Annotated in this window: 16 protein-coding genes; 4 read left to right on the forward strand and 12 right to left on the reverse strand. The window is 62.6% G+C overall.

Translation table 11 applies throughout. The annotated features are described in order from the left end of the window. Positions 1 to 125 precede the first annotated feature (125 nt). The gene (locus ACI2KG_RS26395; protein ID WP_404663875.1) at positions 126 to 1,502 is read right to left on the reverse strand and encodes an L-serine ammonia-lyase; all 1,377 of its coding nucleotides are present in this window, start codon (positions 1,500 to 1,502) and stop codon (positions 126 to 128) included. Between the two features lie 146 nt (positions 1,503 to 1,648). Between ACI2KG_RS26395 and ACI2KG_RS26400 the strand changes: the two genes are divergently transcribed. Beyond that, positions 1,649 to 2,590 (forward strand): LysR substrate-binding domain-containing protein, encoded by a 942-nt coding sequence (locus ACI2KG_RS26400; protein ID WP_404663876.1) that lies wholly within the window; start codon positions 1,649 to 1,651, stop codon positions 2,588 to 2,590. Positions 2,591 to 2,742: 152 nt separating this feature from the next. Here ACI2KG_RS26400 and ACI2KG_RS26405 read toward each other — a convergent pair whose 3' ends face one another. The 11 genes from ACI2KG_RS26405 to ACI2KG_RS26455 all read right to left on the reverse strand — a co-directional run bounded on the left by ACI2KG_RS26405 (position 2,743) and on the right by ACI2KG_RS26455 (position 14,779). Beyond that, a complete protein-coding gene (locus ACI2KG_RS26405) occupies positions 2,743 to 4,164 on the reverse strand; it encodes an undecaprenyl-phosphate glucose phosphotransferase (RefSeq protein ID WP_404663877.1) in 1,422 nt (473 codons plus the stop codon). Positions 4,165 to 4,305: 141 nt separating this feature from the next. Continuing rightward, the gene (locus ACI2KG_RS26410) at positions 4,306 to 5,064 is read right to left on the reverse strand and encodes a WecB/TagA/CpsF family glycosyltransferase (RefSeq protein WP_404663878.1); all 759 of its coding nucleotides are present in this window, start codon (positions 5,062 to 5,064) and stop codon (positions 4,306 to 4,308) included. Next, positions 5,064 to 6,251 (reverse strand): glycosyltransferase family 2 protein, encoded by a 1,188-nt coding sequence (locus tag ACI2KG_RS26415; RefSeq protein ID WP_404663879.1) that lies wholly within the window; start codon positions 6,249 to 6,251, stop codon positions 5,064 to 5,066. Before ACI2KG_RS26415 ends, ACI2KG_RS26410 begins: the two co-directional genes overlap by 1 nt. Beyond that, positions 6,248 to 7,450 carry a glycosyltransferase gene (locus ACI2KG_RS26420; RefSeq protein ID WP_404663880.1) on the reverse strand — a complete coding sequence of 401 codons (1,203 nt, stop codon included), beginning with the start codon at positions 7,448 to 7,450 and terminating at the stop codon, positions 6,248 to 6,250. The genes ACI2KG_RS26415 and ACI2KG_RS26420 overlap by 4 nt, the downstream gene beginning before the upstream one ends. Before the next feature lie 49 nt (positions 7,451 to 7,499). Further along, entirely contained in the window at positions 7,500 to 8,504 is a 1,005-nt protein-coding gene (locus ACI2KG_RS26425) for a VirK/YbjX family protein (protein ID WP_404663881.1), read from the reverse strand. A 9-nt stretch (positions 8,505 to 8,513) separates the two neighbouring features. After that, the gene (locus ACI2KG_RS26430) at positions 8,514 to 9,491 is read right to left on the reverse strand and encodes a glycosyltransferase family 2 protein (protein ID WP_404663882.1); all 978 of its coding nucleotides are present in this window, start codon (positions 9,489 to 9,491) and stop codon (positions 8,514 to 8,516) included. 5 nt (positions 9,492 to 9,496) lie between these two features. Further along, entirely contained in the window at positions 9,497 to 10,021 is a 525-nt protein-coding gene (locus ACI2KG_RS26435; protein ID WP_404663883.1) for a serine O-acetyltransferase, read from the reverse strand. Between the two features lie 8 nt (positions 10,022 to 10,029). Beyond that, positions 10,030 to 10,983: a glycosyltransferase family 2 protein gene (locus ACI2KG_RS26440; RefSeq protein WP_404663884.1), complete on the reverse strand. Its 954-nt coding sequence runs from the start codon at positions 10,981 to 10,983 to the stop codon at positions 10,030 to 10,032. Next, entirely contained in the window at positions 10,976 to 11,593 is a 618-nt protein-coding gene (locus tag ACI2KG_RS26445) for an acyltransferase (RefSeq protein ID WP_400618939.1), read from the reverse strand. Before ACI2KG_RS26445 ends, ACI2KG_RS26440 begins: the two co-directional genes overlap by 8 nt. A 106-nt stretch (positions 11,594 to 11,699) precedes the next feature. Next, positions 11,700 to 13,166 carry an FAD-dependent oxidoreductase gene (locus tag ACI2KG_RS26450; RefSeq protein ID WP_404663885.1) on the reverse strand — a complete coding sequence of 489 codons (1,467 nt, stop codon included), beginning with the start codon at positions 13,164 to 13,166 and terminating at the stop codon, positions 11,700 to 11,702. 236 nt (positions 13,167 to 13,402) lie between these two features. Next, on the reverse strand, positions 13,403 to 14,779 hold the full coding sequence (locus ACI2KG_RS26455) for an oligosaccharide flippase family protein (RefSeq protein WP_404663886.1): 1,377 nt from the start codon (positions 14,777 to 14,779) through the stop codon (positions 13,403 to 13,405). A gap of 95 nt (positions 14,780 to 14,874) precedes the next feature. Between ACI2KG_RS26455 and ACI2KG_RS26460 the strand changes: the two genes are divergently transcribed. The 3 genes from ACI2KG_RS26460 to galE all read left to right on the forward strand — a co-directional run bounded on the left by ACI2KG_RS26460 (position 14,875) and on the right by galE (position 20,087). Beyond that, a complete protein-coding gene (locus tag ACI2KG_RS26460; RefSeq protein ID WP_404663887.1) occupies positions 14,875 to 16,401 on the forward strand; it encodes an O-antigen ligase family protein in 1,527 nt (508 codons plus the stop codon). Between the two features lie 5 nt (positions 16,402 to 16,406). Then, entirely contained in the window at positions 16,407 to 19,007 is a 2,601-nt protein-coding gene (locus tag ACI2KG_RS26465; protein ID WP_404663888.1) for a cellulase family glycosylhydrolase, read from the forward strand. Between the two features lie 105 nt (positions 19,008 to 19,112). Next, positions 19,113 to 20,087, forward strand: coding sequence for a UDP-glucose 4-epimerase GalE (galE, locus tag ACI2KG_RS26470; RefSeq protein WP_404663889.1), 975 nt, complete (start codon positions 19,113 to 19,115; stop codon positions 20,085 to 20,087). The last annotated feature ends 25 nt before the right edge of the window (positions 20,088 to 20,112 follow it).

Genomic DNA, 20,112 nt, shown 5'->3' on the forward strand with positions numbered 1-20,112 from the left:
TGACCGCATCAAGCTGAGGCTCAATGGCCTGAGCCCTGTCGAGTACAGGACCCAGGCAGCAGCTTAAAACTGTCCAACTTTTGGGGGGCAGTCCAAAGAGCAACCGCATTTGCCGGGGGATTGGTTTAGCACTCGACAAACGCAACTGCCAAACCGCCACGCGAGGTTTCCTTGTAGTTGGCATGCATGTCCGCCCCGGTATCACGCATAGTGCGGATCACCCGGTCGAGCGAGATGAAGTGCTCGCCGTCCCCGCGCAACGCCATCTGCACAGCATTGATCGCCTTCACCGCGGCAATCGCATTGCGCTCGATGCACGGCACCTGCACCAGGCCACCCACTGGGTCGCAGGTCAGCCCAAGGTTGTGCTCCAGCGCAATTTCGGCGGCATTCTCCAGTTGCGGCGGTGTAGCGCCCAGCACTTGAGCCAGGCCGGCAGCAGCCATTGAACACGCCGAGCCCACTTCACCCTGGCAGCCCACCTCAGCCCCGGAAATCGACGCGTTCATCTTGCACAGGATGCCGACCGCCGCTGCCGCCAGCAGGAAGTCCACGACATCGGCATCGCAAACGGTAGGGTTGAACTTCATGTAGTAGTGCAGCACAGCCGGAATGATGCCCGCGGCGCCATTGGTGGGCGCAGTGACCATACGCCCACCCGCAGCGTTCTCTTCATTGACGGCCAGGGCGAACAGGTTGACCCATTCCATGGCACTGAGGGTCGAGCCGATCACGTTGGGCTTGCCCAGTTCCTGCAGGCTGCGGTGCAGCTTTGCCGCACGGCGCTTGACGTGCAGCCCGCCAGGCAGGATGCCCTCGTTGCGCAGGCCGTTATCAACGCAGTCACGCATCGCTGCCCAGATGCGCAGCAAACCTTCACGCACCTCGGCCTCCGGTCGCCAGGCACATTCGTTGGCCATCATCAGTTGCGCCACACTCAAGCCATGGGCCTTGCACAAACTCAGCAACTGGGCGCCACTGTCGAACGCGTAGGGCAGTGCCACCGCGTTCATGGCACTGGCGGGTGCATCGATCTCCGCTTGTTCGACAATGAACCCGCCACCTACCGAGTAATAGGTCTGGCACAACAGGCTGCCCTGCCCGCCCATGGCTTCCAGGCTCATAGCATTGGGGTGGTACGGCAGGTTCTCGTCGAGCAGCAGCATGTCACGGGCATACTCGAACCCCAGCGGGTGGCTGCCATCGAGCATCAGGCAGTGCTCCTGCAGCACCTGGCCAATGCGCGACTCGATGGTGGCCGGATCGATGCGGTCCGGCCACTGGCCCATCAGGCCGAGCAGGCAGGCACGGTCGGTGGCATGGCCTACCCCAGTGGCAGACAGCGAGCCATACAGCCGCACTTCGACACGCGTCACCTGCGCCAGCAGGCCCTGCACTCGCAGGGCCTGGGCAAACGTCGCAGCCGCCCGCATCGGGCCGACGGTGTGGGAGCTGGACGGGCCGATGCCGATTTTGAAAAGGTCGAAAACACTGATAGCCATACTAATGCCTGACCGTACCCTGATCTGTATCCAACGTACGGTTATCTGGAGAAATTGAGCGTTGTTGCGATTTTGCGCGATACTGACGCTCTGGCTCACGAATGACCAACGAAACTTCCTAAGCAAGGCTTTAGTGGTACTAAACGATGCGACGACAACTCAACGGCCAGGTGTTCGTCTGGCTGCATGTATTCGCCTGTGCAGCCCGGCACTTGTCCTTTACCCGCTGCGCCGAAGAGCTGCACATTACCCCGGGCGCGGTCAGCCAGCAGATGCGCCAGCTAGAGGAACGCCTGGGCTACCGGCTGTTCCTGCGCCGGGCGCGCGGTGTGGAGCTGAGCGCCGAGGGGCAACGCCTGGCCCAGACGGTGGCAGAGGCCTACGGCAGCATCGAGGCCGAGTTGCAGCGCCTGGAAGCGGGTGAAATCCGTGGCACCTTGCGGGTGCGCTCGATCCCCTCGTTCCTGGCGAAGTGGCTTACGCCGCGCCTGCCGCGCTTTCAGCAACGCTACCCGGACATCGAACTGCGCCTGGTCGCCGAAGACAGTGCCCAGGCGTTGACCCCGGGCGACTTCGACCTGGCCATTGACCTGAACGATGGCAGCTACCCCGGCATGCTTTCCACGCCGCTGCTGGACGAGCAGATCTTCCCGGTGTGCTCACCCACCCTGCTGCGCGGGCGCCCACCCCTGCACGGGCCGGCCGACCTGGCGCACTACCCGCTGCTGCACGACATCACCGCCTGGCGTGGCAGTTCGGAATATGCCGAGTGGGAGTTCTACCTGGAGGGTATCGGCGCCAGCGGGCTGGATGTACGCCGTGGGCACACCTTCAACCGCAACCACCTGACCATCGAGGCGGCGATTGCTGGCATCGGCGTGGCCATCGCACGGCGCACGCTGCTCAATGATGAACTGGAGCGTGGCGCCTTGATCGTGCCGTTTGGCCTGCCGATCGCCAACCATAAGCGCTACGTGGTGCATTACCCGCCGGGTGGGCTGAACCAGCCGGGGGCGCGGGCGGTGCATGACTGGCTGGTGGAGGAAGCGCGGGGGTTCAGGGAGTTGCATCCGCTGAGCAAGGAATGATCCAGCCCTTCCGGGCTGCGCTGTCGCGCAGGGCACTCTGCCAGCAAGCCCGCCGCTTTTGGTGTGGGAGCCGCGCTTGCCGGCGATGGGCTGCGAAGCAGCCCCAGAGTCTCAAGCCACTCACAATCCTTCAGAACGACGAGGTCCTTATCTCAATACGCCTGCTTGCCGGTAAACGCACTCAGCGTACGCACCAGGATCACGAAGTCCAGCCACAACGACCAGTTGTTGATGTACTCGATGTCCGAATCCACCCGCTGGATCATCTGCTCGATGTCCTTGGTTTCGCCCCGGAACCCGCGCACCTGCGCCAGGCCGGTCATGCCCGGCTTGATGTTGTGGCGGGCAAAGTAGTCAACGATATCCTGCGAATACAAGGTGTCATGCTGCAAGGCATGCGGCCGCGGCCCAACCAGTGACATTTCCCCGGTCAGCACATTGAACAGCTGTGGCAGCTCATCCAGGCTGGTGCGCCGGATAAAGGCGCCGACCCGGGTCAGCCGCGGGTCATTCTTCTGCGCCTGCACCACCACGCCCTGCTCCGGCTGGTGCACATGCATGCTGCGAAACTTCCAGATACGGAACGATTCGCCGGTCCAGCCGGTACGTTCCTGACGGAAGAACACCGGGCCGCGGCTGTCAATCTTGATGGCCAGGGCAACCGCCAGCAGCACCGGTGATGCACACAGCAGAATCAACGCTGCCAGCACCCGGTCCTCAAGGTTTTTCAGGAACAGGCTCATGCCCGTCAACGGCGTCTCCGACAAGGTCAGTACCGGGATGCCGGCAATTTCCCGCACGCTGTGGTTGATCAGGCGCAACGAGAAGATATCCGGCACCCAGTTGACCGCAATGCACTTGTCGAGCAGCTTGAAGTACACATCGTTGATCACTTCGGAACCACCCAACGGCGTCACCAGGTACACCGTTCGGATACCGTGCTGTGCCACCAGCTCGTCAAGGTCTTCGATATTGCCGAGTACGGGCAGGCGCTGCTTGCCTTCGGCATTCTCGCGTGCCGCCTCTTCGGCTTTGCCGATCTGCACGCAACCCAGCACCCGCTCGCCAAACCAGGGGTTGTTGCTGATTTTCTGGTACAGGAAGTTGGCCAGGTCGCCGTTGCCAATGATCAGCGCGTTGTCCAGGCGCGCATGGGCAGTAAAGCGTTTTTGCAATTCACGCACGGCAAAATGCAGGAACAACTGGGCAACATAGCCGATGACGAACAGCTGCACCATCAATAGCCGCGAATAGGTTTCGCTCTGTTTGGTCAGGAACGCCATGACCACCAAAAAGCAGAACGTCGCCGACCAGGCCTTGAACAGGCGAAAGGCCTTGATCGACAGCCCGACGTTGGTGCGGTAGATCGCATAGTGATCATAAATGACTGCCAGTGCGCCAATCAGCAACAGCAGCATGATTACGTAATCGGAGGTGATGTGGCCGAACTGGTCGTAAATCAGGTACCAGGCAATACCGGTCACGGCAATACCATCAAGGCCTGCCTGGATGGCGTTACTGACACTGCTTCTTCTCTGGAGTAAGGAACGACTGCTTCTGGGTTCGAAAACCATTTCAGACCTCATCAATTGGAGCGTAGCAAGTGCCTTCCATCAAACAGCAAGTCTTGAAAACAGCTAAACCATTGATCTCACTGTAGCAGCCACCTGCCACCGGTGTGCCCGGAGTAAGCGCCGCTACCGCTTTTTGCCGATTCACACGGTGCGCCTGGCCGAAACCGCCGCACGCCGATACAACAGGGTGCGCAACAGGAAAAGCGGGTTGCCCACCACATAGCGCATGAACAAGCGCCTGGGCTCGCGCAACAACCGGTACAGCCACTCGCCGCCGATACGCCGCAGCCACCTGGGGGCGCGACTGACCTTGCCGCCGAGAAAATCCAGGATCGCCCCGCCACACACGATCAAACAGGGCACGCCCACGGCTGCCAGCTCTGCCGCCAGCGCTTCCTGCTTGGGCATGCCCATGCCCAGCACGATCAGCTCGGGTTGCTGCTCACGGGCCAGCTGCAGATAGGTTGCACTGTTGGCAAAGCCATCGTGGACCGACACCGGCACCACACCGAACGCGTCGGCACAGCGCTGCACGGCCTGGTTCAAGTGAGGCTGCCGAGTGCCCCAAAACGCGACCCTGCGCCCACGGTAGGCATGCATGAGCCTGGGGATGAAATCGGTGCCGTTCATGTTCAGCCCGGGCTCCAGACCCAGGCACCGGTAGAGGATGGCCATGCCCGAGCCGTCACGCAGCAACACGTCGGCGGCCGACAGTGCCTGGCAATAAGCGCCATCGCGCACCACCAGGTTCATCGCATGGGCATTGACGAAGCCCAGCACGCAGACCGCCTCCGGCGCGGCCAGGCGCCCGAGCAGTTGCTGTGCTGCGGGCTCGTCGGCGACCACGTCAAGCTGGTCGATCACGCACGCCCAGCGTTGCTGCCATAGCCATTTGGCCATCAGTCGTCATCCCGTTTTGAGCGTACCCATTCAACCTGGCGCCTGATCAGAAAGCTCAGGTACAGGGGGATCTTCCTTGCCGCGTAGAACGGCGCGTACAGCAGCACCGAAAACGGTATCAGCGCTCGGCAGAAACGCGCCCAGGCCAACAGTACTGCAAGGCCAAGCAGCGCCAACCCGGCAAGGGCCAGCCACGCGGGCGCCGCCAGGCCAAACAACAGGTATGCCAGCCAGGTCACCAGGTTTAGCCCGAGCAAGGTCAGCACCAGCAATGCCAAAGGTGATACCACCAGGTCCAGGGTCATGGCCGCCAGGGCACCATTGCGCTGGGTAATGGCGGCCAGCGCCCGCTTGGGGCCATCGCCCAGCATCAAACCCAGATGCCCATGCTCCCAACGGGTACGCTGGCTGTTAAGGCCTTGCTGGCTGAGTGGAAACTGGCTGGTCACCAGGGCCTCCGGGCAGAACAGGGGTGGCTTGCCCTGCTGGCAAAGGTCCAGGCCCAGTTTCACATCCTCGACCAAGTGACCGTTGGCCAAGTTGATCAGGCTGAGGTCGTGCCAGCCGAATGCCATGCCGGCCCCCATCAGCTGGCACGGCAAGCCCAGCCGCGCCCAGCCGCGAGGCCGTACCAGGTTCTTGACGCGCCAGGCAAACTCGCCAACCTGCACTTTCAGCCCGGCCCCGGCAGGTGCGCGCATCAGGTACAGCGACTGCACGGGACGTGCGCTTTCACGGCAACGTCGTGCCAGGATGTCGATTGCGCCCTCACCTACTTGGCAATCGGCATCTACCACAATCACCACGTCCGGCGGCTGGTGCGCCAGGTGCTGCACGCCAAAGTCCAGTGCATAGCCCTTGCCGCGCAAACGGGTATCGTGGCGCTCCACCACTTCGGCGCCGGCCTCGCGGGCCAACTGCGCCGTATCGTCCGAGCAGTTGTCTGCCACTACCAGCAAGCGGTCGCCCTCAAGCAACTGCGGGGTAATGCTCGCCAGGGTGGCCTTGATGATCGACGACTCATCGTGGGCCGGCACCAGCACCGCAACCCGGGGCCGGGCAGCGCTGCCCGGCTGCTGCACCCGTGGCGGCAGGCAGGCCAGCAGTACCTGCAGCAAAAATACCAACACCGGCACCAGGACGATGACCGTCAGCAGGCCCAGCAACCAACCCAATACACTAATCATGCGAATGCCTTGATATAGCCGGCCAACCTGGCCGCCTCGGTGTCTATGTCATGCCGTTGCAGTACGCGCTGGTAGGCTGCCTCGCCCATGCGCTGCAGTACCTCGTCAGGCTGTGCCAGGCAATCGGCCATGGCCGCCGCCAGCTCGTCCACCGCACCGGCAGGGAACAGCCATCCATTTTCACCAGGCCGCACCAGCTCGGGGATACCTGCCACATAGGTGGTCAGCACAGGCCGGCGCAAGGCCATTGCCTCCATGATCACCACCGGCAGGCCCTCGGCGAAACTGGGCAATACCAACGCGCGGGCGGCAAGGATTTCCTCGCGTACCTGCGCGCTGCTGATCCAGCCGGTGATACGCACCTGCTGCTGCAAACCGTAGCGGGCAATCAAGGCCTCGATCTGACCGCGCATTTCGCCATCACCCGCCAGTACCAGCTCGAAGTTGATCGACTGGGCCGCAAGCGTGCGCGCCGCCTCCAGCAGCAACAGCTGGCCTTTCTGCTCGCACAGGCGCCCCACGCACACCAGGCGGGGCAGCGACGGTACAGTGACCGCCGCCACCTCATGGAAACCGCGCTCCAGGCCGCAATGCACCACCTTCACCTTGACCCAGTGCTCGTGTGCCACCCAACGGTACAGCTGGCTGCGCCCGTAAGAACTGACCGCCGCAACAAAGGCGGCGCGCCGCACCTTCTCCCCCATGTGCAGGAACTGCGGTTTGTCGAACTCTTCCGGCCCGTGCACGGTAAAGCTGTAGGCCGGCCCGCCGAGGACGTTGGCCAGCATGACCACCTCGGTAGAGTTGGTGCCGAAATGCGCGTGCACGTGTTTTGCCTCCCCGGCCTGCAACCACTGCAGCACCTGGCAGGCCTCGGCCAGGTAGACCAGGTGGTAGGGCCAGGCGCGGTCAGCCCGCAGGCCAAGGCGCAGGGCCAGCCACGCGGCCTGGCCAAAACGCCGCGGCTGCGCGCGCAGCACCTGCCACGTCGGCCCTAGCAGCCCCTTCAGCCCGCCTTGCAGTACGTAGCGGGTCTTGTCCCTTTCAGCCACGTCCTCGGCGTCTTGCACCTCGGCGTCCCACCCGCGCAGTGCCATACGTTGCACTTCTACCCCCTGGCGCTCCAGCGCCAGGATCTCGCGTCGGATGAAACTGTGGCTGACCTTCGGGTACTGATTGATGAAGTAAGCAATGCGCATATGAATCCAGATCCAAGCCCGCTTGATGACCCACCTTGCGTGGCAACCTTCATTTCAGGCTGTCGACCACGGGCGGTGTGCCTACTGCCGATGCACTCGCAGCAAATGCATCCCCCTGTTTTCCTTGTAGTCCAAGGTTGCGACTGGCGCCTGGCAATGCTGCTTGCAAACCGGTAAAAACATCGTCGAGCAACGCCTGGCGGCGCCTGTACATGGCCCGCTTTTTCGCCGGTATGTCAGCATCTGCACGTTGTGCAGGCGCCAATGGAAGACTGAAAAAGTCCTCGCGGTTCGATGCCGTGGCGCCGTGTTCCTGCCAGATGACATCGTAGTTGGCCGCCAGATCCTGGCCCTTGTCGCCGCCAAAATACGGGTGACGGTGATGCCGACAGGCATCGCTCACGGCATACAGCTGTGTCACACCCAAGGTCCTGGCCAGGCATTTCAGCGCTTCCAGCAGCAGGCTACGCGGGCGCAAGCCCTCGAAGTCTTTGGTCAGGTCGCGGTAGATGGCCAGCGAGGTTTCGCTGTCGACGCCTTTGTGAATGCCCTGCACCGCACCGATGAACAGGCTCAGCCCGGCCTCGCTACGGCACAGGGTGAAGGCCAGGGAGGCCACGCGCAGGTCGCCCTGGAACAGGTTCAGCACCAGCTCGCCTTCGCGCTTGAACCACATCGGCCGGTCCAGCACCAGGTTGCAGCCCGGTGAATGGCTGGACAGGTCGCACAGCGTCAGGCTTTCATCTCGCCCCAACAGCAACAGCGTGGGGAACTGCCTGGCCACCAGTTCGAAGTGCGACGCCACCACATCAAGGCGTTGCGGCGCCGCCCAGCACTGGCTGATGTAGGGCCATTGCACGACACCGATGCAGTCCACGCCCAGGCGCTGCAAGCCTGGCTGGCCCAGCGCCGCCGTCATCCGTTGCATGAAGCTGTGCAACTGCGGCCAATGCCTGGCCATCTGCAGGGTCAACTTGTATTTGTTGTTCAACGCCCGCAACGAGTAGCCCGGTTGCAAGGTAAACACGCTTTTCACGAGGGTGCCGAGCATCATGGGTTTCTCTCACTTGTACTCGATCAAAGCCGATTTGCCGGCCGCCAGGCGGTGGCGCAGGAATTTCAGCTGGCCGAGCATTTCCGGGAACTTGCCCAACACCAGAAACACCGCCTGCAACCAGTTCTCACGCGCGGTCTTGCCGCCACGGCGCGCCAGGCGCACGGCCTGCAGCGGGTAGATCAACAGCAGCAACAAGCCCCAGCCCCCCAGCAGCAGGCAGGCTAAAACGATCACCAAGGGTAGGCCCAAGCCCCACAGCCAGGCCCGACGCGACTCGCGCAGCCAATGCCGTTCGGGGGGCTGGCCATGCAGATGGGCGCCCTCGGCATAGGCATGCCCGGCGCGCAGGCTGCGCCGCCACCATTGGCTGAAGCGGGTCATGGCGGCGTCGTGCAAGGTCATTTCGGCAGCCAGGCGCCAGATTTTCCAGCCGTTGGCGCGCAAGCGCACGCACAGTTCCGGCTCTTCCCCGGCGATCAGGTCGGGGCGAAAGCCCCCCACTGCAGCAAAAGCGTCTGCCCGCATCAGCGCGTCGCCGCCACACGCCTTGGCTTCACCGATGGGGGTGTCCCATTCCAGGTCGCACAGCAGGTTGTACACCGAGCGCTGCGGGAAGCGTTCGCGCCGCCGGCCACACACCACCGCCACTGCGGGGTGCCCGGCCAGAAACGCCTGCGCTGTGGCCAGCCAGCCGGCATCCACTTCGCAGTCACCATCGACGAACTGCACCCACTGCATCGCTGGCAACAGCCGCTGCAAGGCGGTGAAGCCTTCGTTGCGGGCGCGGGCCGCGGTGAACGGCATGCCCATGTCCAGCGCCAGCACTTCCACGCCCAAGGCTGCGGCCAGTTGCTGCGAACCGTCCGTGGAGCCCGAGTCGACATACACGACCTTGTCGGCCCCCTGCGCCAACGAACGCAGGCAGCGCTCAAGGCGCTGGCCCTCGTTGCGGCCGATCACCACCACACCTGTCTGCGTCGCCATAAGCCTCACTCGACCGGCGCCGGGGCAACCGGTTGCCGGGCCTTGATGATCGCCGGCACCCCTACCGCCAGTGAATTGTCCGGTACATCCACCAGCACCACGGCATTGGCGCCAATGATCACGTTGTTGCCGATGCGAATGCTGCCCAATATCTTGGCCCCGGTGCCGATATCGACGTTGTTGCCGAACACCGGCGCAATCGGCTCGTCGACATTCTTCAGGCCCACTACCACGCCGTTGCGAATGCGGCAGTCATCACCAAAGCGGGCGTAGCCGCTGACCACAATGCCGCCAAAATGGTCGATGACAAAGTTGCGCCCGATCACTGCCTCGCATGGCAATTCCACGCCGGTAATGATCTGCACGAACTTGAACAGCACCTTGTAGATGAACGAGCACAGCTTGCGCAGCAACGCCGGGCGCAGACCATAGCGCCAACGGCCAAAGCGGTATACCAGCAACACCCAGAAGCCCTGGGCACCCCAATTGCCCCCGTGGGCCCGCAGGTCGGCACGAATATTCTCGAACATGGCTCCACCTACCTTGTCGGTTGGCTGGCGTACCGGGTCTTGAACAGCAGCGACCAGGTTGCCCGGCAATGACGCCAGCAGGCGTGTATCGCGCCCCAGCCGCGTCGCTTCAACAGTGCCTTGAGTGCCAGCACCAGGTCGCCCAGGGTGACCAGCAGCATGTGCAGGGCAAGCCCCGCCCGCCCGTGGTGCTTACGGAAATACAGCAACTCGCTTTCGATCTGGTAGGACGAGATCTGGCGGCTGGCCGCCTCCAGTTCGGCCACCGACCTGGAGCTTTCGCCGCCAATGTGCACCACCGTGGTGTGCGGGTAGAACACCACCTTCCAGCCCGCCGCTTTCACCCGTTTGCAGTGGTCGACTTCCTCGTAATAGAGGAAGTAGCGCGGGTCGAACAGGCCCACCTGGTCGAGTACTTCGCGGCGTACCAGGTAGAAGCAGCCGGGCAACCAGTCGCATTCGCGCACCGAAGCATGGTCCCAGTTCATTTCATCGACCATCTTCACACCCGGGAAAAAGCGCCCCAGGCCAGTACGCCCGACAAACACGTTGAGCGGCGTGGGGAAGTAACGGCAACTGGGTTGCAGGTCACCGTCACGGCCCTCCAGGCGCACGCCCAGTACACCGCAATCCGGGTGGGCGTCCATGTAATCCACAGTTTTTTGCAGGGAGTCGGCGGCCACGAAAGCGTCGGTATTGAGCAACAAGGCGTACTTGCCTTTCAGGTGCGCCAGCAACTGGTTGTTGGCGCGGCCAAAACCGATGTTCTGCCTGTTGCTCAGCAGCAAGGCTTCCGGGCAAACCTGGGCCATGCGCTGCACCGAATCGTCGGCCGAGGCATTGTCCACTACCAGGTAGCTGGCCAGGCGTTCACTGTCAGCCCGGCGCAAGGCATCGAACATCGGCTGCAACAAGCCCGCGGTGTTGAAGTTGACCACCATTACATCCACGGGTTTAGCCATTGTTGCTGTCCCCGAAGAAATACTGTCGCCGTTGCGCCATCAGCATCGGCTCCACCTCCGGGTCATAGGCGCCGTTGCGCTGCTTGACGATATCGATCCACGGATAGGCCTCGCAGCGGGCCTCCACCCGTTGGATCAACTGCTCGGTGGTGCAGATGAATGTTGCCGGGTTGCCGCCATACACGGTGCCAGGCGGCACATCCTTGGTCACCACCGCGCCGGCAGCCACGATCGATTCCGGGCCGATGGTGACCCGGGGCATGACGATCGCGCCATGGCCGATGAAGCAGTTGTCCTTGATGTCGATGAAACCGACCGAGTCGAGGTGCTTGCCGTAGCGGTGCTCGATCAGCAGTACCACACCGTCATGGCCGATCAGCGTGCAGTCGGACAGCCCCACACTATTGCCGATGCGCACCAGCGACGGGTCGGTGATGTTGCAGCCCTGGTTGACGTAGAAGTTGCTGCCCACCGAGTGGAAGCCTCCCCAGCGGGCCAGGTAGGCGCCCCACTCCAAGCCGGACGGGTTGCACAATTTCTTGTACAGCGAGCTGGCCTTTCCGGTTGCGTGCACGTAATGCGTCACTGCCCTGCGTATCCATCCCTTCATACTGCCTGGCCTCACGTTCAAAACGATCTGGACTGACCCTGAGCTGTATGCGGTCTCGTTCTTCTAGGTGCTGACCGCAGCACGCTCAACCCGTAAACAACTTGCATTACGCCGCAGCGCCGTTGGCTGCTCTCATCTTGCTATTAAGGTGGTCGGCCAGCCGCACGGCAAACTGCAACAGCGGCATGGTCGGGTTGGAGGCACCGCCCTTGGCGAAAATACTGCTGCCGGCGACATACAGGTTTTCGGTGCCGAAAACCTTGCAATCGGCATCGACAACGCCAAACTCCGGCGAGGCGGCCATGCGCGTGGTGCCCATATGGTGGGCGTGTGGTGCCATTTTCAGCGGTACGCTGGTGTCGTAGACAAACTCGTTGAGCTTGACGAAGCCCAGGTCCATGTCGGCGAACTGCTTGGCCAGCTCGCTGCCGATGCACTTGATGGTGTGCCGGTCATCGGCGCTTAGCGCCCAGTTGACATTGACCTTGGCCACGCCCAGCGCATCCTTCTCGTCCAGCAGCGAAATACGGCTGTGCAGGTTGGGGAACTGCTCGATCATGGTGCTGATCACGCCGTCACCGGGGCAACTGAACTTGGCGACGAATTCAATCTTGTGGGCAAAGCCCATGTCGCACGCCATGTTCTCCAGAAAATACTTGACCTCGGCAGTGCGGCCGTAGGTTTGCACATCGGCCAGCAAGGCGGCGGTGACATTGCCTTTACCCGCCTTGTACTCGTTGATGAACGCATCGGTGGTGTAGTACTGGCGCGGCACCGGGTCCAGCCCGGATTTGAGGATGAAGGTGCCCAGGTCGATGTTCAGGTGTTCCATGAAACACCCGCCAACCAGCCCCTCCCTGCTCACCACCCCTGCCGCTACCAGGCTCTGGCTATTGAGCAGTTGCCGGGCATTCTCAATGGCGCCCGTGGCCAGGATGAAGTTTCGTGCCACCAGGCGCTGACGATTGCGCTGGTAGTCGGACAACACCACGGCAACCAGGTGGCCACTGGCCTTGTCGTACTCCAGGTCGACACAATTGCAGTTGATGAATACATCCAGGCCTTTGGTCTGTTCCAGGGCCATGGCGTATTTTTGCGCAAAGCGCGTCGGCGTGCTGAGCAGAAAGCGGTCGGCTTCGAAGTCGCCACCCTCCAGCCCAGCGTTCATGGCCCGAAAATCCGAACCCGGCGGCAGGTCGACGATGTCCATGGCCGCCGGCAGGTAGCCCTCGATTTCCGAATAGGGAATCGGCCAGCCAGGCAAGTCGCCTGGCGGGGCCATGGCAAAGTCGGAGGGCGTAAAGGGGCGGCAGCGGCCTGCCCAGTGATTGGAAGTGCCGCCCAGGTAGCGCAGGCGGGTTTCCTCGACGTACAGCTCCAGGCCTGTGGATGCGCAGGCGTACAAGCCTTGCGAATGCGCCGCATACTCGCGCCCGCCGCCTTCGGCAAGCAGCACGTTCCAGCCAGCAGCCGCCAGGCGCAGGCCCAGGGTAATACCCGCCGGGCCAGCACCGATGATGCAGAAGTCGTAGTTGTCACGCAGCGCCTGATGCTGCTCGTAGTCCTGGATCATGCGGGTTCGTTCCGCAAGTAACGCGCAGGCAATACCCAGCCGTTGATCATCACGAACCCGGTTTCTGCGGCAGGCGTGCCGGCGATGGCGGCCGAGGCGCCAAACATTGCGCCGCCCACGCCGAGCAAGACACAACGCTGGAGAAAGCCTCTACGACCCAACTGCGCAGTACAAAAAGTGAGCTTCCCCATGTTCCCGTGACCTGTACCCTTGATAGTTACACCCAGCGCGTTGCCTTACAGCCAATTGAAAAAGGCCGTCAGCAGCGCCCCGCACAGTGCCCCGACCAGCAGCATCGGCAGCACCACCAGCTCACGTTTGAGGCTGAACATACCCAGCTTGCTGTTCACATACACCACCAGCACCAAGGTGGGCACGGCGTGCAGGGCAACCCCCCAGATCGCCCACTCCACACCACCTATCGCCAGCAGCAACGGCAACAGCCCCCAGAGCGAGACCAGGCGGATGATATTGTCCATGGCCTGGTATTTGGTCATGCCCAGTGCAATCCACACCTGATGTGCCAAGGTATAGCGCAATACAAGGAATGACAGTGAAAGAATTGCTAGCATCGGGCCAGCTTCCTGATAGCGATCGTCGTACATCCAGCCGATCAGCAGCGGGCTGGCGGTCAGGAAGCCGCCACAGATGAACAGCACCAGCAGGTCCACCAGCAGGCGAAAGCGGTGATACAGCGCTTTCAGGCGCTCCTTGTCACCGGCCCGGGCCGCCTCGCTGAAAGCCGGCAGCGCCACGGCGCCGACAATTTTCGTCAGCGCAGTCTGGACGGCGCCGAGAATCAATACGGCAATCGAATACACCCCCAGCTGCGCCGCCGACATGCTGGCGCCAAACCAGATGCGGTCGCCGTACATGGCCAAAACGCCGACCATCGACGACAGCAGGATCCAGCGGCCGAACACGATCAACTCGGTCAGCGCCGTGCGGTCCCAACGCAGGTGGTTGTCAGGCCCTTCAAGCGCGGTATGCCCCAGCACCGTCCAGGCTACCGCCGAAACCAGCCCGGATACGACCAGCGACCAGATCGAATGGGTCATCAAGCCCAGCACCAGCATTACCACCAGGCCGGCAGCCTGTGACGCCAGGTCGACCAGCACCACACGCTTCTGTTGGAAAGTGCGCACGGCCACATCTATCTTGGTGGACTGGAAGCCCCAGATGAGCGCCGACAGCCCGGTCACCGCCAGCACCATCGGCAGTACCGGTGCGGCATAGGTGGAGTCTGTCGGCCACAGCTCTTCGTACTGGGCCACCCAGGCCGCCAGGGCCAGCAGCAGGGTCAGGGCGAACAGCAGAAAGCCACGGATGATCTGCACGGTCCAGGCCGTATTGAGAAAGTCCGGGTCGTCACCGCGGTGGCTCTGGATGATGTTCTGGCGCAAGCCGACATCGGACAACAGGTGCAGGAGGACCGAAACAGTGGTAGCGATGACCATCACCCCGAACATTTCCGGCAGCAGCAAACGGGCCATGATCAGATTGCCGCCAAGGCGCATCACCTGCGACGCCACCTGCGAAACCAGGTTCCATGACCCGGCTCTCAGGGCCCGCTTGCGCAGGCTCGCGGCGGCTGACACATCAATCGACGGCATGAATTCAATCTCTGACTGATTAGCTAAAAGTCACTATAGTTTCAATTAGCCACGATGCTAGCCGTTGCCCACCGAAGGAAAGGTGTACATAGCCGATGCCTGAACATTTTCGTGCGTTGATCGTCATCCTGTTTTTGGCGAGTGTGGTGTTCCTGCTGGCGCGGCGACCTGCCACCGACCTTATTCCGCTTGGCGACTACAAACGCCGGCGCAATTTGTGGTTCCTGCTAACCGTGCTGGCCTTCGTCTCGCACAGCTTCTGGCTGTACCTGGGCGCAGGGGCGGTGATTCTGTTGCTGGCCGGGCGCCGCGAACACAACCCGATGGCGCTGTTCTACATGCTGCTGTTCCTTATCCCGCCAGCAACGGTGCAGGTGCCCGGCTTTGGTGTGGTCAATTACCTGGTCGACCTCAACCATATCCGCCTGCTGACCCTGTGCGTGCTGCTCCCGGCCGCGCTGGAACTGCGCCGGCAAGGCGATACCCTGCGCTTTGGCCGCACCTGGGCCGACCGCTTGCTGGTCGCCGGCCTGGTGCTGATGAGCGTGCTGTACCTGCGCGAGACCACCCTCACCGATACCCTGCGCCAGACGCTGTACCTGTATGTCGACGTGTTCCTGCCGTATTACGTGGCCAGCCGCGGCCTGCGCCAGGTCAGCGACTTCAAGGACGCCATGCTGGCGTTCGTGCTCGCCTGCTTCGTCATGGCGCTGATCGCCGTGGCCGAGTATGTGCGCCACTGGCTGCTGTACAGCGCCCTGATCGACGCCATGGGCGTGCAGTGGAGCATGTCCGGCTACCTGAGCCGTGGCGGCGCGCTGCGTGCCAGTGTCACCACCGGCCAGGCAATTGCCCTGGGCTACGTGATGAGCGTGGCCATCGGCCTGTTCCTGTTTGTGCAGGGTTACGTGCAGCGCCCGCTGCACAAGGCCATGGGCGCCCTGCTGCTGGCGGCCGGGCTGTTTGCCCCGTTGTCACGTGGGCCCTGGATCGGTGCGCTGGTCATCGTGGTGGTGTTCATTGCCCTGGGCAAAGGCGCGGTCAAGCGCCTGGCGCTGCTGGGCGCCGCCGGCATGCTGGCGCTGCCGTTGCTGACCGTGGTGCCGGGCGGCGACAAGGTGCTGGACCTGCTGCCCTACATCGGCACTATCGAAAAAGAGAACATTACCTACCGCGAGCGGCTGATGGACAACTCGTGGATCGTTATCCAGCGCAACCCGCTGTTTGGTTCGTTCGACTTCCGCAACACCCCGGAAATGCAGTCGATGATCCAGGGCGAAGGCATCATCGACATCGTCAACACCTACATCAACCTGGCACTGCGCGTCGGCCTGGTCGGGCTTGGCCTGTTCGTGGCGTTCTTTGCCGTGGTGCTGCAGGGTATCCGCAAGGCCATGCGCAGCATTACCGACAAGGACGACGAGCGACGACAACTGGGCCGCGTGTTGCTGGCCACGCTGATCGGCATCCTGGTCATCATTTTCACCGTCAGCAGCATCACCTTCATCCCGGTGGTGTATTGGTCAATCGCCGGGCTGGGCGTGGCCTATATCCAGATGGTGCGCCGGCTGCATGACAGCCAGGCCACGGAACTGGCCGAACCCGACCTTCAACCCAGGTAATGTCAATGAATGTGCTCGCCCTGCGTCAGTTCGTGCGTCTTTCGGCCATTACCGGCCTGGCTTTGTTGCCCTTGAGCGGTTGGGCTTCAGACTGGCAGGTCAGTGTCGATGAGCACAATGGCCTGCCCACCGTGACACACGGCGGCGGGCCGGTCATGAAAGCCAAATTCGATTTCTGGGCTGCCAACTGGAGCTGGACCGGCTTCTACACCGACTTCAAGGTCAATGGCCCTTACCAGTACACGCTGCGGGGCAAGAACAAAGAGCTGGACTTCGACCTGGCCGCCGATATCCGCAAGGAGCAGGCACAAACCCTGAGCTGGGCGTTCGACCTCGACGCCCACAGCCGTCAGGCCGGGGTGATGGGGGGCGGCATGGTTTTCCAGTTCGACCCTGCGCAAATCGCCGGGGCCATGGGCGCCCCGCAGTTGCTGCCCGACAACCGAGGCTGGGCGTGGGGCAACGCCGACCAGGGCCGGCGCATCGAAATGCGCTTCGACCCGCCATTGGCCAAGGTCTATTTCGAACGTGGCAACCCGTCCGAGCTGCGGGCGTTCCTCTATAAAGACCCGATCAACGCCGGCAAGCAGCAGCTCAAGGCGGTGCTCAACGTAACCGGCGACATCGACCTGGGGCCCACCCCTACCGAGCGCTTCGGCCTGGCCGACCCCGCCGGGTGGCCTGATGACCAGCTGGACTGGCGCACGTCGCCGGTGGACCTGTCGTTTCTCAATGCACCAGAAAAGCCTGCCGGCAAGCGCGGCTTCGTCAAGGCGGTCGGCGACCAGCTGATGTTCGCCGACAACACCGCGGTACGTTTCTGGGGCACCAACCTGTCTGCCTATTCACTGTTCAAAAGCCCCGACGAAGAAATCCGCCAGCAGGCCAAACGCCTTTCGGCCCTGGGCTTCAACCTGGTGCGCCTGCACCACCACGACTCGCCCTGGGTAAGCCCCAACGTGTTTGGCGACGGCACGCTGGTGCGCGATACCCAACAGCTCAGCGCCGAATCGCTGCGCAAGCTGGACCTGTGGATCAAGGCACTCAAGGACGAAGGCATCTACATCTGGCTGGACATGCACGTGCAGCGCGCACTGACCGTCAACGATAACATCGACGACTTCAAGGAACTGGCCAAAGGCGAACAACGCATCGACCTGAAAGGCTACGCCTACGTCAACAGCAGCATCCAGAAGGCCATGCAGCGCTTTGCCGAGCAGTACCTGACCCATGTGAACGAATACACCGGCCTGGCCTACAAGGACGACCCCGCCATTGCCGCCGTACTGATCACTAACGAGAATGACCTGACCCAGCACTACGGCAACGCCCTGATGCCGAACAAGGACGTGCCACGCCACAGCGAACGCTATATGGCAGCCGCCAAGGCCTTTGCCAAACACTATGACCTGCCCGCCGACCTCACGTGGCGCGCCTGGGAGCACGGGCCATCCAAGCTGTTCCTCAACGAACTGGAGCAGCGCTTCAATGCCGACATGATCGCCCACCTGCGCAGCGTGGGCGTAAAAGTACCGATCGCGACCACCAGCACCTGGGGCGGCAATGGGTTGAGCGCGCTGCCGGCGCTGAGTGTGGGTGATGTCATCGACGCTCACAGCTATGGCGACATCGGCCAGCTGGAAAAGAACCCACTGACCAGTGACGGCATGATCGACTGGATAGGCGCTGCCCAGGTGGTTGGCAAACCGCTGACGGTTACCGAGTGGAACGCCGAACCCTTCCCGTTGCCCGACCGCCACTCACTGCCGCTGTACGTAGCCGGCACCGCCAGCCACCAGGGCTGGGACGCCCTGATGCAATACGCTTACAGCCAGCAGGCGTTCAACCCAGGTTGGCGCACGGCAGACAACTGGCACGCCTATAACGACCCGGCGATGCTCGCCACCCTGCCCGCTGCCGCCCTGCTCTACCGACGCGCCGACGTAAAGCCGGCAACCACCGACTACGTGTTCGCACCGACACCGGCCACGCTGTACAACCAGGAGATCACCCCGCGCAACTCCGCACTGCTGCGCACGGCCATGGAAAAGGGCCGCCTGCAGATTGCCCTGCCACAAACACCGGAGCTGCCGTGGCTGAAACCGGCAGCCATCCCGGCAAACGCGCAAGTCATGCACGACCCTGGGCAATCGCTGTTGCCCGCCGATGCGAGCGAGGCAGTGACCGACACCGGCGAGCTGAGGCGCAACTGGCAACAAGGCATCTACACCATCGACACCCCGCTGACCCAGGCCGCCACCGGCTGGCTGGGTGGCCGCTCGATCGGCCTGGGGGCTATCCAGGTGCAGACGAAAACGCCGTACGCCAGCGTCGTGGTGCAGAGCCTGGACAACCAGCCTTTGGGGCAGTCGCGCGAACTGCTGCTGTCCGTGGGCACCCGTGCCGTACCCAAGGCCGATGACAAGACACCGTTCAATGTCGAACCTCTTGAAGGCAGCCTGACCATCAAGGCGCCTGCCGGCCTGAAACTGTTTGCCCGCGATGCACAGACGCAGCTCAAGGCCCTGCCGGCAGTCTACAAAGATGGGCATTACACAATCAGCTTCGACCGCAGTTACATGTCGAACTGGCTGTTCTTGAAATAGGGCATATGGCCATCTACGCTCAGTTCACCTGTAGCTGATCATCCCACCTGTACGTATCAGGGAGCGTTCACTGCGTCTGTAAACAGCAGATTCCAAGAGGTGGGGATGAAATTTCTGGTTGTGGGTGGCGCGGGCTACATAGGCTCGCACATGGTCAAGCACCTGCTCGCGGGCGGCCATGAAGTGGTGGTGGCCGACCTGGTCTGGCCTGGCCCTGGCATCCAGTGGGCCAAGCTCGACATTGCCGACGAAGCCGCACTGGATGTGCTGTTTGGGGTTTGCCGCTTCGATGCGGTGTTCCACTTCGCCTCGTTCATCCAGGTGGGTGAGTCGGTCAGCGCACCCGGCAAGTACTACCAGAACAACGTCGCCGCCACCCTTGCCCTGCTGCAGGCCATGGTCAATGCCGGTATCAGGCACCTGGTGTTTTCATCCAGTGCCGCGGTGTATGGCAACCCGCAGTATGTTCCCATCGATGAAGCCCATGCCAAAGGGCCGATCAACCCTTACGGGTTGAGCAAGTGGATGGTCGAGCAGATCCTCGAAGACTTTGACCGGGCATATGGCCTGAAGTCGGTGTGCCTGCGCTACTTCAATGCGGCGGGTGCCGACCCGCAAGGCCAGTTGGGCGAGTGTCATGAGCCGGAAACCCACCTGATCCCGCTGATCTTGCAGGCCGCTTCAGGCCGGCGTGATGCCGTGACCGTGTTTGGCCGCGACTACGACACCCCGGACGGCACCTGCATACGCGACTACGTACATGTGTCGGACCTGGCGGCAGCCCATGCGCTGGCGGTGGATTATCTGATCGCGGGGGGCGAGAGCACCGCGTTCAACCTGGGCAATGGCCTGGGCTTCTCGGTGCAGCAGGTGATCGACACGGCCCGGGCAGTGACCGGGCGGCAAATCAACACCCTGGACGCAGACCGCCGCGCTGGCGACCCGCCACGGCTGGTGGCGGATGCGGGCAAGGCGATGCAGGTGCTGGGCTGGCAGCCGGAGTTTGCTTCGCTGGAGCAGATCGTGCGGCATGCCTGGCAGTGGGAGTTGCAGTATCCCTGGGTCAGGCGTCAGGGCTGAAAACCATCGGTGTGTGGAGCGGGCT

Origin of the sequence: Pseudomonas sp. NPDC089407 (genome assembly GCF_044900445.1) — a bacterium.
Classification (GTDB): Bacteria; Pseudomonadota; Gammaproteobacteria; order Pseudomonadales; family Pseudomonadaceae; genus Aquipseudomonas.